Origin of the sequence: Lysinibacillus sp. FSL K6-0102 (genome assembly GCF_038003545.1) — a bacterium.
Lineage (GTDB): Bacteria > Bacillota > Bacilli > Bacillales_A > Planococcaceae > Lysinibacillus > Lysinibacillus capsici.
Genome location: NZ_JBBOPH010000001.1, coordinates 2,407,935 through 2,422,468, shown reverse-complemented (window position 1 = coordinate 2,422,468; position 14,534 = coordinate 2,407,935). Strand labels below are relative to the sequence as shown.

Sequence of the window (14,534 nt, the reverse complement as noted above, 5' to 3'; positions counted from 1 at the left end):
TTTCTTGTTTTAAGTTGTTCGCCTTTAATGCCTGCTTGTAAGGAGCAACTTGCGACAAACACTTTGGCTTCACCTATTAAAGTTTTTATGAATTTAAGCTACTGCTCACATTTTCCTTACAATATAATGCTACGGACAATGAATCAAGCTATCCTATTATTTCACAAACAGTTTTGATATTTCTTCAGGCGGATATGGTTTGGTTAAGTATTTTATAATTTGAAATTGGTCCACCATTTCTTTTACCTCATCTAATGCTGAGGATATAATAATCGGTATCTCTTTTGTATGCTCTCTTTCTCTTAGTGCACGGACTAAATCCCAGCCGCTCATTTCTTCGCCCAGCATTATGTCAATCACAATACCAAGTAAAGGCGTATTGAGTGTATCTTCAAAAGCTTTTTTTGGGTCATGATGATGAATCACGGTAAAGCCATTGCTTTTTAGCTCTTCAGACAACAGTAGAGCTAAGCTTAAGTCATCCTCAACAAGCATAATGTTTAAGCCATTGCTATCCCCCATTACATCCTCTTCATCGAAGGTGATAGTGTTATTTGCAAGTGGTAAAGTAAAGTACACAGTAGTACCTTGTCCCTCTTCTGACTCTATCCATATTTCTCCCTCATGCTTTAAGATGATTTCTCTACAAATGGAAAGACCCAGTCCAGTTCCTCCTATTTTACGTCTTAAACTATTATCGATTCGTTTGAATTTTTGGAACAACTGAGCAATATCCTGTTTAGATATGCCAATGCCCTCATCTTTTATACTCACTTGGATGCTATTATTTTTGTTTTCTAACAAAATCTCCACATCCCCACCTTGTGGAGAAAATTTAATCGCATTTCCTATTAAATTAATAAATAATTGGACGAGTCTATCTTGATCTGCATTGACATAGACCTCTCTTGCCTTATCAATTAGATGGACATTATGCTTTTGCTCATGTCGGAAGCGATTGACAATTTCAAAGGCTATTTCATTTAATTGTAGTGTCTCCATGTTATATTGCTGCTTGCCTGACTCCATTCGCTGTAAATCTAAGAAGTCATTTATAAGATTGGTTAGTCGTACCGCTTCTCTATGAATTGTATCGATATATTTATTTTGTCGTTCGGGTTTTATATTTTTCGTTAACAGAAGCTCTGTAAAGCCAAGTACGCTCGATAAAGGCGTTCGCAGTTCATGACTTACCGTACTCACTAATTCGGATTTCATTTGATCTACTTCATATTCTCTTGTAATATCACGATGCACAAAAATGGTGCCTACTTTTTCCTGTCCATCAAAAAGACAAGTTGCATACACCTCGACAAAGATTTCATGTTCAGCCGTCATACAATAGCGGCATTTTCGTGTCTCCTCAAAGCTCTCCATAATAGATGCCTCTAAAAATTCAATTAATTCATCAGGTTGGGCACTACATTTTTGAAAATGCTGTAGCCAATCCTTTTTAGGGATACTTGTTTCTGTTGTCAAGTTAAGGAGGTTGACAATACCACATAGCGCTCTATTGATAAGAACGGTATCGCCTGTAGCAGAAACTAACTGGATTCCTTCGTTGACATTATCAATAATCGTTTGATTTAACGTCCTCGATTTTTCTACCTCTTCATACATAAGAATACGTTCAAATGCGATGGACACACGATTTAATAGTCCGTTTAAACTATCTATATCCCGATCATTATGGGGATGCCCCTCTCGTGTCGCCATTAAAATAGCGACTAGCTCTCGTTTAGAATTAAACACGGAAGAATACAAGTCATAGGCATAATAAGACTCTTGTGCAATTCCTTTTTCATTTGCTGTCAATTGACGTGTAATAACAAAGGATTTTTCCTGCTTTAATCGTGCTTGTTTATCCATGTCAAAATTTTCAACTAGGGCTGCAGCAGATTGGTGTGATAAACCTTTTGTCGCATAAACATTGCCCTCCATCCAATACAGCACACTCGTATCATATTGATAAATGTCGTTTAAATAATTATGGAGATTATCGATTAGTTTCTGTTTATTTAACGTAAAGGTTAGTACATGATTTAATTGATTATACTTTTCTAAATAATTTAATGAATTTTGTAATTGTAGCTGATTTTCTTGAAGCTCGTCCTGCTGCGCTAAAAGCTCCTCATTTTGAGTGGTCAGTACCTCTTCCTTATCCTGAATGGAGAGTATCATTTTAAGAAATGAGTTCGCTAGAATGCCTAACTCATCCTCCTTTTGTACAAGATTACCTAAATCAATGGATTTCCCTGACGCCAAAGCGTTTGTCGCAAGTGTTAATTGTTCAATTGGTCGAATCATATTATTCAGCACTCTTCGTAAAATGACCCCAACAAATAGTAAAATGAGACCGCTAATCATGAGCGAAATAAAAGTAAATAATTGCCCCTGCTCCACTGTCTTGCTAAAAATTTGGTTTAAGGAGTGGTCTGTTTTTTTCTTATAGGATTTTGTATAGGCAATAAATTTATTGACAAGGTCATTTGCGCCACTATTCGAAAGCTCTCGCAAAGCCTCATAATCCCCCATCTTCGCAAAGCTTAACCCTTTTGGGAGAGTAACCGTTTTATAATTATAATGAAAATCAACTAGCTCATTATAGAGCCCTCGTTCTTCTTCCGTTAAATCCAGTTGCGAAAACTGCTGTAATAGAACTTCGAAATTCTCCAAATTTTCATACAATAGCTTTAATTCCTGCTCATTTTGAAAGGCATAGTAGCCCCTTGCTCGAAAAAATATGCCATTAAAATTTTCTTCCAATTCATCCACAAGCATTGATTTTTCATACATTTGCTCTCTCTTCTGCTGTAAGGCATTTTGACTTGCATTGACTACGACAAGAAAGGCAGCAATGATGATTAAAAAGCTAACAACTAGAAAAAGCAGCATTTTAAAGAATTGGCTGCGTATACTTTTATTCAGCAAGGGTGTCGACTTAATCATTTAAGATGTCCTCCACCAGGTTCATTAGCTTAATGGGACTAAACGGTTTGGACATAAAGTAATCTACCCCTAAGTCAAATACCTTTTGACGATCACTTTCCTGTGATTTTGCTGTCAGCATGAGAATAGGCATTGACATTTTAATCTCTTGTGGGAGAAGCTCGATCACCTCAATTCCTGTTAAATTCGGCATCATATAGTCGAGTATCATTAAATCATAGGAGCTTTCCATCATTTTTTTTAGGGCTTCTTCGCCATCCTCTGCCTCATCAATATCAAATTCTAAATCTTCTAATGTTTCACGTATTAACATGCGTAATATTTCTTCATCATCTACTACTAAAATTCTAGCCATCCTGTCTTTTTCTCCCTTTCCCATTAAAGAAACATTTGATGAATTAAACGAACAATACGTTCCGATACTTCAGCCACATTAAACGGCTTCACAATATAATCATCCGCCCCATTAATGAAAGCCTTCATGACGTATTCTTCCCCCACACGTGAAGTTAGCATGGAGACGATTACATTACTTGAAGCATGCTGCTCTCTTATCTTACTCAGCACCTCGATGCCGTCCATTTGCGGCAATATCCAATCTAATAAGATAATGTATTTGCATGCAGGGTCATACCAATTGGATTCCAGAAAACTAATGCCATCAGGAAATGATAATGTTTCAATCCTATAATCGTCATTTTCCTCCAAATGCTTAAAATGATTGGTAATCAGATCACGAATAATATACACATCATCAATGACAACGATCTTAATTTTCACCTTTCTTTTCTCCACAGCAGCTACGTTATCAAAGATGATCGTTTGATTTCTCCCTAATTGCTTGGCCGTATAAAGTGCTTGATCTGCCTCTTCTAGCATCTTTTTAGGATGTAAATTGGTAGAAGTGGCTTCCGCAATTCCACTCGAAAATGTAACATGGAAGCTAGTTCCATTTGCTGTAAATGTCTTTTTCTCCATGGAGGTACGAAGTTTTTCAATAAAAATAAATGCCTCTTTTTTAGTTGTACGAGGCATTAAAATTACAAATTCTTCTCCACCATAGCGACAAGCAATTTCTTCAGCTTCTTTTAGCTCCTTCACCAATGAAGCGAAACCCTTAAGCACCTCATCCCCCACTAGGTGACCATATGTATCATTTACTTTTTTAAAATAATCTAAATCGATCATCGCAATTGAAAAATGTTCTTTGTTTTGCTGATGGTGTTTAATGAAAAGCTTCATTTGCGATTCCATAAATTTACGATTATAAATTTGGGTTAATTCGTCAATGACGATAGCCTGTTCTAATTCTCTTTTATAGGCTAAGCGATTGGAAACATAAGCGATTAATAGCTCTTCATCAATGGGCTTTGCCATAAAATCCATAGCACCCATCTCCAATGTGCGAATACGATTTTCTTTACAATCATTACTACTAATCACTGTCACAAACATAAGCTCTTTTTTCGTCTTTTTAATATTGTCTAAAATAGAAAAGCCATTAGAATCTGGAAGCATGATATCTAGAAATACGATGGATGGTTGCAATTCATAAATTAACGCTAATCCTCGTTTACCATTATGAGCTGCAATGACAGAGTAGCCCTTTTTCTCTAAAACATTTTTTAAATAGGAAATAAATACAACATCATCATCTATTATCAGAATAAAATCTTGTTTTGCTGGATTTTTAATGATGGTTGTAGGATGTTCCATATGTTGTGTCATTGAATCATTTTCTTTATAAAAATGAACGCTTTCAATAAATGGAGCAAGAAACTTTCTCCATTCTGATTGGGTCCATTGCTTGTTACTGTCTTCATTCAAAAGCTCTAGCTTTTCACGAGCAATCGACGTTAATTCATGTAAACCGATTGATCCAGCGGTGCCTTTTAACGTATGTAAAAATGAATAGAGCTCGTCTTCTCTAACAAAGTCACTATTATCCCATTTTTGTAAATTTTCACATATACGTGTATAAACCATTCGGTGATATTTAGCTGTTTCCATCCTATTTCTCTCCAATCAATCATACTTCTATAAATTATAACTTACTATTTTGTAAAAACCACGGCAGATTTTGAACGTTTATTGTAATGAATCCCTTACTCTAAGCCCATCTTTAGCTGGTCTTAAAAGAAAGGGTTCAAACTTTGCTCTTTTGGATTGACTTATAGAAACGTTTAATGTTAAATTTACTAAAGCAGTAATTTACTAAATTACTAAATTCGAAATGATAAGGAGTACGGATACATGAAAATTCCAACACATTTAAAACATAAACCTGTCATCGTGGCAGAAAATTATGCCAATATTGATGGGCGCACGGCTTATCAAACAGATGCACAAGGGCTTTCCCTTGGTCTGGCACAATGGAATGATCGAGGAAAGGTTGATATTTCTGCGAAGGTTTGGCGGCATACAGGTGGCAAGTGGTCTCGCCAATCAGAAGAACTTCCCCTACACCGCGTACTTGATCTCGCTATTTTAGTGTGTGAAACGGAACTTTATTTTAAGGAGGCTTATCGTCATGAGCATTTATATGATGAAGAAAACCCTGTAATTAATCGTGTAGGCTTACAGGGAGATGCCATGACAGTGGAAGTTTGCACAGAAAATGAACAGATTAAAGAGGATATTCAGCTTTTTCAGCAAGCACTTAATAATGATGGTGAGCTAATTGGTGAACGCCTACGCACACTTTCAAGAATCTTAAAAGAAATGGGTTATTAAAACTCAAGAGGAACTTATTAATGAACGAACAAATGTTACAGGATGATCAACAGCTACGCAAAGCTTTTTTTAATTTCTTAATTCCCGTGATGCTAGCGAATGTGCTGCAATCTGTTGGCCAAGTTTTTGCTATGTTTATCGTCGGACGCAATTTAGGGGTCGATGCCCTAGCAGCCATTTCGGCATTTTTTCCATTTTTCTTCTTTTTAATGGCCTTTGCAATTGGCATTGGTTCAGGAAGCTCTATTTTAGTCGGGCAAACATTTGGGGCTGGTAATCATGCCAAAATGAAAGAGGTTGTTGGTGTAACACTCGCCTTTACAACTATTTTATCCATCGCTGTCGCGATTTTTGGTGGCTTTTTCATCGAATGGATTTTACGTTTTATGCAGACACCTGCGAATATTTTAGACATGAGTATTAGTTATGCCCAAATACTTTTCTTCACGTTACCAATTATGTTTTGGTATTTGGTGTATACAACCTTTATGCGAGGAGTCGGCGATTCCAAAACACCTTTTCTATTCTTAGTAATTAGTGTTGTGTTAAATATCGCCTTCCTCCCCCCTTTAGTATTCGGATGGTTGGGGTTGCCTGCGTTCGGCTTAAATGGGGCTGCCTATGCTTCTGTGTTATCAAACCTGGTGACAATGATTCTGTTGTTAGCCTATTTGCATAAGACAAAGCATTTACTACGTTTTGATAAAACAATCTTACAGCATTTTAAATTAAAGAAAGATATTTTATCGTCCTTATTAAAGCTAGCCATTCCATCCAGTATTAGCATGGTTGCCATTTCAGTAGCCGAAATTGCCGTTATTGGCTTTGTGAATGGCTATGGTTCGGATGCTACTGCCGCTTATGGCGTTGTCAATCAGGTAGCTAGCTATGCACAAGTCCCAGCAATGAGTATTGCCATTGCAACATCTGTCTTTGTAGCACAGGCGTTAGGGGCTAATTCTACAGAGATGATTAAAAAAATCCGTCAAATGGGTGTGCGCATTAATTATCTTCTAGGTGGCGCGATCATACTCATTATGTATCTGTTTGCAGAGCCTATTTTGGCTTTCTTTATCGATTCACATGAGACTGTGCTTATTGCCAAGAATTATTTATATATCGCCTTTTGGAGCTATTTAATTTTCGGACACACACAAACTGTTTCTGCTACAATGCGTGCCACTGGTGTCGTATTATGGCCAACTATCTTCTTAGTCATTACGATTTGGGTTGTACAGGTACCATTAGCGTTCCTATTATCTCACCATACGTCACTAGAACTAAATGGCGTTTGGTTAGCCTATCCAATCACCTTCTGCGTCCACTTCATTATGCAATATGCATACTTCAAGCTAGGCTGGCAAAAACGAACATTAAAAGCTATGCTGAGCGAATAAAATGGAAGAGGGCATGCCATATGTGCGTGCCCTCTTTTTATTATGGCAACAAAATAACCAGGCACTCAAAATTGAGCCCTGGTCATTTTGTGAAAAGTGAATGTTACTACTTGCTTTAGTTCTTTTGTATTCTACTAATAGAGTAGTCGTTTAACATTGAAAAAGGTTACAACAAATTTCGAATTTTTTTCTCACTTTTTAGCAGTTACCAAAATAAGGCGAAATATAGAAAACGAACTGTATACTTTGAATACAAATCTCCTTCTAAACCGTATCTAGATGTTTAATTCTCCTTGCAATGCTGTAACTGCTGCGCCTGCGATCAATACCTTGTTGGGATGAGGAGCCACATAGATTACACCTCCACGTTTAGAAAGCTGCTTGCTGACAAGTTGTTGTTTAGATAATTTCTCACACCAATAAGGGCCTAGTGCGCCATGACTTGATCCATTTACCTGATCCTCATCAATGCCTTGTGCTGGAGAAAAAAAGCGAGATACGATATCGATGTCTTCTTCCTTCGCTTGACTAGTTAGACATATACCTCGAACAGGAAACTGCTTCATCGCAGAAAAGTCAGGTTCAAACTGTACAATTAGGTCTTCATTGCCTACTTCCACGATATAATCCAATTCGGTCCTCCCTACAAAGATGGGCTTACATCCTAACCAGTCCTCCAATGCTGAAGGACATTCCATTTCAGCAATTGGATACGTTTTGATGGCGATTTCCACTCGTTCATGTTGCCACTTGGCATGTAAAGGACCACTTGCTGTATGAAATGTAATTGTGTGCTCCTTTGGCACAATTCCTTGTTGCCAAAGGACAAAGGCACTAGCAAGGGTGCCGTGACCACAAATGGGTATTTGCCTATTTGGCGTAAACCATTTCAGCGTAAATTCAACCTGTCTTTTTTCAATAAAGGGTGTTGTCGGGACAGGTATCTCCTGTGCAATTTTTTGCATGGTCTCCTCAGAAACTTCTTCATCTAATAGACATATTGCTGCAGGATTCCCTTTATATAGCTCATTCGTAAATGTATTAATTAGCCAATATGAAATACTAGTCACCGTTCTCCCCTCCTTGCCTCATCATACCTGAAAATTGTTTCATTGGATATAATTTTCCAAATACTATTTCCTCAGCTAGCACTTTATAAAAAAGCCATCTTTTGTCTAAGCTAACACTATAAAATACAACTGAAGAGCAATTCGAGTGGAGAAACCATGAAAACTTATTTCAAATTTTTATTGATCATCGGATTGACGACATTACTCGCAGGATGCTGGGATATTACGGAGCCGCAAAGAATGTACTATATAAATGCAGTAGGTGTAGACTACGAAAACGACGAGTATATTGTCTATTTACAAGTGATTAATTTCGCTGATGTCGCGAAATCTATACAACCTAGCGCAACGGTGGCGCCTGCTGAAGTAGGACGTGCCACTGGTAAAACAATAGAAGAGGCAATTTACAAATTATATCGCTCCTCGGATCAAGAAATTTTTTGGGGGCATATGCGATATATGATTTTTTCAGAGCAGGCTATGGAAAATGAACACATTATTCCTGTCATCGATACATTCATACGCTTTCGTGATACTAGGTATCAAATCTGGGTGTATTGTACAAAAAACCCAGTTGAAGATATATTGCTTGTCACACCAATCTTAAGAAATTCGTTATCCTCATCAAAATTAAGTAACCCAATCAACCCAACAGAACAAGAAACATTTATCGAACCAAAAGACTTAAGAGATGTTGTCATTGGCTTAAATGAGCCAAGTTATGAAGTAACAATTCCTTATGTGTCCATTAAAGACGATTGGGAAACAGATGAGGAGCAAGTTGAGGAAACCTATTTTTCAGGGGTTGGTGTCCTATCGAAAGATGGCTTTAAGGGGTTCGTGCAAGACACTGCGGCTCGCGGCAGTCAATGGATGCATAACTATACTAATCGCGGGGAGATTACCTTTCAATTAAACACAAGTGACCAGGAAGAACTAACGGTTAGTATTGAGAAAATACATGTCGATGTGGAACCACTTGTCAAACAAGAGGCTGTTACATTTGAAGTCAAATTGAGAATCAATGCGACCATCAATGGTTTTAAAGGAAAAGTAACCGAACAGGAGCTGAGAGAGCTTATTGTAAAAGAAGTGAAAAAGGAAATTCAGGAAACCTATAAAGAAGGTCTAAAATTAGATGTGGATATCTATCGATTGTCAGAATATCTCTACCGCGATAACGTCAAGGCTTGGAAAAAGCTTGAGAAAGATGGAAAAATCCCATTATCAGAGGATTCAATTAGTAAAATTGATGTGGATGTAGCCAAAATCAATCCAGGTCGAAAAACTTTTACAGAAACAATAAAAAAATGACCAGATGTCCTCATAGGAATCTGGTCTCCTTATTATTTTATAAGTGAGTATATATAAGTATCATGGGGCACATTATGTTGATGCATATATTTTTTTAATAATCCTTCTTGTTCGAAGCCTATTTTTTGCAATAGTAGATTGGAAGCTTCATTTTCTTTAAATACAATGGCTCCAATACGTACTAAATCCATTTCTTCAAAACCATAGGAAATAGCTCGTTTAACAGCTTCCTGAGCATAGCCATTTCCCCAATATTCAGGAAAAAGGGCGTAGCTGATTTCCGCTCTTCGATGCTCTATTGACCACTCTTGAAAGCCGATTGTACCAATAATTCCTTCGTGATCCTTTAATGCAATGCCCCATTTAATACCACGTTTTTCGGCAAAATTGTTGGCAAAATTTTGAATGATTTGCTGCACTTGAACTAAGCTGGTTAAAGGTTGTTGTCCATAATGGCGCAAAACTTCAGGATTCGAAAAGCACGCAAGAAGAGCTTGTCCATCAGAACTCGTCAATTCCCTTAACACTAATCGTTCAGTATGTAAAATTGGAAACATCATATACCTCTTTTATTGTAGATTTATTAATCAAATTTTACATTTGTCAACTAGCTATTGCAATCACTATTTCCATTTGATGCCACTTTGTTAAAAGGACAAGGCTAGTTGTCCTACCCTTTTTGTGCGTGTTAGTTTGCTTGTGCATCCCGACAGAGTAAGTCTACCAGAGCATTCTCTCTACAAATCCCCAATGATTGCACACTACACTACTGTATAAAACTTCCCTATATGTTCACAATAAGTTCAAAATAGTCAATGAGAGGTGAACTTGAATGGAACACTTTCCACTCATACATACAAATTTTTGGGATGCCGTCGTTGCAGTCCCTGTAGTTATGATGATTACCCAACTCATTAAGAAAATGTGTCATCTAAAGCCTTTTTGGGTTCCAACCATTGCACTAGTTGTCGGCTTATTCATTTCTATTTTCATCAGCCACCGACATAATCTTCTTGCAGGACTATTCATGGGCTGGTTTTATGGCTATGCAGCAATTGGAAGTTATGCCTCCTTAAAAACTTCTTATCTTACCTATAAGCAAAAGAAGAGAAGAAAACAGAAGTATACTGCTCCTTAATGGTGACTATTACACCTACATGTACAAAAGCTTATACTAAATTTCAACAAAAATACTTTATAAATTTCATACTTGTTACATTACCTTTTGACAAACAATGAATTGGAGAGGAGGAAAAAATATTTCTGAACGAGATCTTACACCTAAAGAAAACAATGCTATTTGAGCTAGACAGAAAAAATTCAAGCGCCCTGCAAGCCAATTAGATATACTAAATATGACGGCAGCAATCACTCTTGAATTAGCAAAAGAAACAAAAGCTGAAACACCGAATGAACAAATAATCTAACCGTTAAAACAATTGCTAGAAAATTATGCTACTTACACTGTCTATATTCATGATGATTCAGCCGACAGCATTTTCTATTCTTTTTACCCAAAGATAAAAAATTTATTTACAAATATCAACGACATTCAATTTCTAATAATTGGCTCATAAATGTACACGCTAGAAAACGGAGGAAAATCAACGTGTCTAAACTCATTACGTTTACCTTTAATACGAAATATACCGATCAAATTCAGGAAACATTTTCGTTTGAACAATTAGGGATTAATGAGCAATTACCTAGCGATGAAATAAAAAAACAAATTGATCATCTATTTAAAAATTGGGTATGTGATCGTCTCAACCTATCCTATAGCATCGTTGTAGAAGAGAATGAATGACCGTTGTATCACCTTTTACTTTTGAATTTCTTTACTTGTTCTCGCAAAGTGGTTATGAAGACTCGGATTTGTTCCATCGTCACAATAATACATAATGCAGGCCCACATTCTCTTGCACCATGATGATTCTTCTCATAAGCATCTAGTACAAACACTAATTTATAACGTTGCTCTGCTTCCTCTCTCTCCTCTTCAGGAATTTGAAAGATACCGTATCCAGGAAAAAAATATTCACCATAATGAGGGATATGATAGATGCATAGGCCAGGATCATGCGGCTCCAGCATACTTAAATAAGCAGGCTCCAATTGTGTTATGTCTTCTAATAATTGAAGGAAATCTCTTTTTAAACAATAAATCTCAGTATTTATCGCTGGGAAAGCTGGCCCAAAGCGAAATTCAATACGAAACTTTACACTTTCCTCGTTCACCATTAAAATATCTAGCTCTACCTCACAACTCGGATGACTCGAATCATCTTTTAAAATTGCCACTATACCGCCCCTTACACTTGCTTAATCGTTGTTCTCTCTACAATATACTAGGAAATTATCATTTTACCAAAAAAACGAAATTATACATATTTATGTATGGTATAATAGATTTTATTCATTTTTGGGAGGTGAAGGTGTTGAAAAGATATTTGGTGACAAGCATTGTAGTAGGAGCCATCTTCCTAACAGGCTGTGAAAAGGATGACAAAGCAGCCTCACCACTATCTACATCAGTAGATAAACAAATAATAGCAATGGAATCTGTCATGGCACCTGTTCCATTAGTTTTAACGCTACCACAGAAAGAATACTACTATAAAGAATATTCGGCTATTGTCAATAAACTAAATGAAGAATATGGTACAGGCTTTAAGCTAGATCCCATTACAACATTTTCAGCAAATTATTGGCTTGAATTAAAAGATTTTGAAGACATGTTAAAAGGCAGAATAGACACTTCTTATGTCGTGGCCGATAATAAGGAAGTTTTTTCTCCAGTTAAAGTACCAAAATTCGTTGAATTACATATGGGGGCACATCGAACAATCATTCGTGTTGATGGTTCATTTGACACCCAACTAAGCATGGACATTCCTGGTGGAAGACAGTTATTTTCGGTTATGCATTCCTTGTCTTCTAAAATTGAACAGGGTAAAGGCTACTGGACGCAAACGGGGTATGACCCTTCCATTAAAGATCATGGCAGTGCTTACAATATTGCAATCGGTGGTTACTATTCATATAATGGTGTATCCTCACCTCATATTATTGAGATCGAGTATTATTGTAATATACATGGTGGCATTACTTAATAACTAGCAATAGGCTTGCCTGTAATCTTTTTCACAGACAAGCCTTATTCTTTTATAGGATAGCCTCTATTCCTTTCATCATATCAAGAGCGCCCTTAGATTTATTGGAACATACGACAACTTTGATGGAAGAAGCAGGATAATAGGCTGAATGGAAGCACACGCCAGGATCATACCCCATCACATGGTATTTCAGTATTGCTTGTTCACTATTCTTCTTAATCCATACACCATAGCCATAACAATCATTTTCATTCAGTTCGACATGAGGCATTAACAGTTGATTCGTTAACTCTTCATTTAAAAGTTCGAAATTCATAAGTGCACTCCAGAACTTTGCCATATCCTTCCCTGTTACGAATGCTCCCCCATCAGAACCCCCTTTTACAGGTAAAGAATAGATATTTGTTTTCCAAGTTCCATCTGGGTTATCTATGTACCCTAATGCTGTATTAGCTGGCAAAGAATCTAACGAAAAATAGCCTGATTCCGTCATATTCACCCGATCGAAAAGATGTTGTTGAATGTAAGCGGAAAAATCCATACCAGTTGCATGCTCTACAATTAACCCTAATACAATATATCCTGCATTATTATAGTGAAATCGCTCACCAACTTTATACTTCATTGGACGATTCTGAAATAATGGTAAGAAATCTCGCAATGTTCGAAGCTGGTACATCGGATTTTCAACCCATAACGCTTCAAAATTCTCCATTTCTTCCTCATCAAAATAATCGGGTATTCCTGACGTATGTGTTAGCAGATGAGCGATGGTTACTTGCTCATCGAAGTGCTTAAATAGTTGAGGCAGACAATCGCATAATTTCGTATCAAATGCTAGCTTCCCTTTTTCAATAAGCTGACAAATAGCGACTGCAGTAAAAATTTTACAGCCAGAGGCAATGCCAAAACGAGTTTTTGCATGATTGTCGATTTGTTCTGAGCGATTCGCATAGCCAAAACTTTGGCTGAATAAGGCAACCTTCTCCTGATTTTCCACTAGCACCGTTCCTGAAAAATTAACCTTCTCTTGTATGTCGATAAGAATATTTTGTAATTTTGTTTGCATAGATATTCTCCTGATTTTCTTAAAATTACTAAATAATAGCTTTTTTATTTTAACAATATCGTTTTGAACATATTTTTACAAGTCTATTTCGTTTCAATCCTGAGGATTCGCATAATCATGTAACGGAAGGAAACAATAAGAAAAAAGAGGATGTGTCGCTGTGGAATTTTTTCATAGTCAAGAATCACTTACTGCTATTCAATGGATTCTCCGAGCCATTGTCGCTTTTTTCTTCCTACTTTTCGCAACAAAAATTATGGGACAGCGCTCTATTTCTCAGTTAAGAATGCTGGATTTTGCAATGGCTATCACACTTGGGAATATTATCGCACATCCCTTATCTGATGAAGGTTTAGGAATGAAGGGTTCCATGATTACCATGGCCGTTTTAGTTGCGCTCTACCTCATCGGTGTTTTTTTGAGCCTAAAATGGGTTGCCTTTCGTCATTTGATAGACTCCCCGCCGATTCCCCTGATTAAAAATGGGCAAATTATTAGCGCCAACTTACAAAAGGCTAGAATATCTGTTGATTTACTTTTATCAGAGTTAAGAAAAGAAAAAATTGAAGAAGTTCAAAATGTAGCACTCGCTTTATGGGAACCAGACGGATCGATCTCTAGTTTTTTGCATACACCCTACCAAACACCAACACGAGCAGATATAAGTGTACAGTCTAATCCTTTTTTTCTTCCCACGGTTCTTATTAAAGAGGGAAAAATTGATTACCATGAGTTAAGCAAAACCAAGCATTCTGAGCAATGGTTGATGGGTCAACTGAAAACAACTTATAAGCTAGAAATAAAAGATGTCCTTCTTGCCACTATGGACCAAAAGAACAATTTGCATGTATTTAGATACTAATTAAAATTATTGCAAACGTAAAAA

General features: G+C 36.9%; 14 protein-coding genes. 7 read left to right on the top strand and 7 right to left on the bottom strand.

All coding sequences use genetic code 11. The annotated features are described in order from the left end of the window. Positions 1–156: 156 nt before the first annotated feature. The 3 genes from NYE73_RS12275 to NYE73_RS12265 are packed head-to-tail and all read right to left on the bottom strand — an operon-like array spanning position 157 to position 4,959. A complete protein-coding gene (locus tag NYE73_RS12275; protein ID WP_259950716.1) occupies positions 157–2,949 on the bottom strand; it encodes an ATP-binding protein in 2,793 nt (930 codons plus the stop codon). After that, on the bottom strand, positions 2,942–3,304 hold the full coding sequence (locus NYE73_RS12270) for a response regulator transcription factor (RefSeq protein WP_054548630.1): 363 nt from the start codon (positions 3,302–3,304) through the stop codon (positions 2,942–2,944). Before NYE73_RS12270 ends, NYE73_RS12275 begins: the two co-directional genes overlap by 8 nt. 23 nt (positions 3,305–3,327) lie before the next feature. Next, positions 3,328–4,959, bottom strand: a complete 1,632-nt coding sequence (locus tag NYE73_RS12265) for a diguanylate cyclase (protein WP_259950714.1) — start codon at positions 4,957–4,959, stop codon at positions 3,328–3,330. Between the two features lie 243 nt (positions 4,960–5,202). Here NYE73_RS12265 and NYE73_RS12260 point away from each other — a divergent pair, with 243 nt between their 5' ends. Together NYE73_RS12260 and NYE73_RS12255 are read left to right on the top strand one after the other, a co-directional pair. Beyond that, the gene (locus tag NYE73_RS12260) at positions 5,203–5,682 is read left to right on the top strand and encodes a DUF6530 family protein (protein WP_016994140.1); all 480 of its coding nucleotides are present in this window, start codon (positions 5,203–5,205) and stop codon (positions 5,680–5,682) included. A gap of 20 nt (positions 5,683–5,702) precedes the next feature. Continuing rightward, positions 5,703–7,079 carry an MATE family efflux transporter gene (locus NYE73_RS12255; RefSeq protein ID WP_259950710.1) on the top strand — a complete coding sequence of 459 codons (1,377 nt, stop codon included), beginning with the start codon at positions 5,703–5,705 and terminating at the stop codon, positions 7,077–7,079. Between the two features lie 275 nt (positions 7,080–7,354). On the opposite strand, the gene NYE73_RS12250 is transcribed toward NYE73_RS12255, so the two are convergent. Continuing rightward, positions 7,355–8,149 carry a PhzF family phenazine biosynthesis protein gene (locus tag NYE73_RS12250; RefSeq protein WP_259950708.1) on the bottom strand — a complete coding sequence of 265 codons (795 nt, stop codon included), beginning with the start codon at positions 8,147–8,149 and terminating at the stop codon, positions 7,355–7,357. A gap of 156 nt (positions 8,150–8,305) precedes the next feature. On the opposite strand from NYE73_RS12250, the gene NYE73_RS12245 reads away from it, so the two are divergent. Next, positions 8,306–9,463 (top strand): Ger(x)C family spore germination protein, encoded by a 1,158-nt coding sequence (locus NYE73_RS12245; RefSeq protein WP_115673552.1) that lies wholly within the window; start codon positions 8,306–8,308, stop codon positions 9,461–9,463. 32 nt (positions 9,464–9,495) lie between these two features. Here the strand turns inward: NYE73_RS12245 and NYE73_RS12240 are convergent, their stop codons facing one another. Next, positions 9,496–10,020, bottom strand: a complete 525-nt coding sequence (locus tag NYE73_RS12240) for a GNAT family N-acetyltransferase (RefSeq protein WP_259950706.1) — start codon at positions 10,018–10,020, stop codon at positions 9,496–9,498. A gap of 275 nt (positions 10,021–10,295) precedes the next feature. Here NYE73_RS12240 and NYE73_RS12235 point away from each other — a divergent pair, with 275 nt between their 5' ends. Then, complete coding sequence (locus tag NYE73_RS12235; RefSeq protein ID WP_259950704.1) at positions 10,296–10,601, top strand: hypothetical protein; 306 nt, start codon at positions 10,296–10,298, stop codon at positions 10,599–10,601. 471 nt (positions 10,602–11,072) lie between these two features. Continuing rightward, on the top strand, positions 11,073–11,270 hold the full coding sequence (locus tag NYE73_RS12230; RefSeq protein WP_009371305.1) for a hypothetical protein: 198 nt from the start codon (positions 11,073–11,075) through the stop codon (positions 11,268–11,270). An 8-nt stretch (positions 11,271–11,278) separates the two neighbouring features. On the opposite strand, the gene NYE73_RS12225 is transcribed toward NYE73_RS12230, so the two are convergent. Then, on the bottom strand, positions 11,279–11,764 hold the full coding sequence (locus tag NYE73_RS12225) for a hypothetical protein (protein WP_054548636.1): 486 nt from the start codon (positions 11,762–11,764) through the stop codon (positions 11,279–11,281). 134 nt (positions 11,765–11,898) lie between these two features. Here NYE73_RS12225 and NYE73_RS12220 point away from each other — a divergent pair, with 134 nt between their 5' ends. Beyond that, positions 11,899–12,576, top strand: coding sequence for a hypothetical protein (locus NYE73_RS12220; protein ID WP_231595642.1), 678 nt, complete (start codon positions 11,899–11,901; stop codon positions 12,574–12,576). Between the two features lie 52 nt (positions 12,577–12,628). Here the strand turns inward: NYE73_RS12220 and NYE73_RS12215 are convergent, their stop codons facing one another. Continuing rightward, complete coding sequence (locus NYE73_RS12215; protein WP_259950701.1) at positions 12,629–13,648, bottom strand: serine hydrolase domain-containing protein; 1,020 nt, start codon at positions 13,646–13,648, stop codon at positions 12,629–12,631. Positions 13,649–13,808: 160 nt separating this feature from the next. On the opposite strand from NYE73_RS12215, the gene NYE73_RS12210 reads away from it, so the two are divergent. Beyond that, positions 13,809–14,510 carry a DUF421 domain-containing protein gene (locus NYE73_RS12210; protein ID WP_259950699.1) on the top strand — a complete coding sequence of 234 codons (702 nt, stop codon included), beginning with the start codon at positions 13,809–13,811 and terminating at the stop codon, positions 14,508–14,510. Positions 14,511–14,534 lie beyond the last annotated feature (24 nt).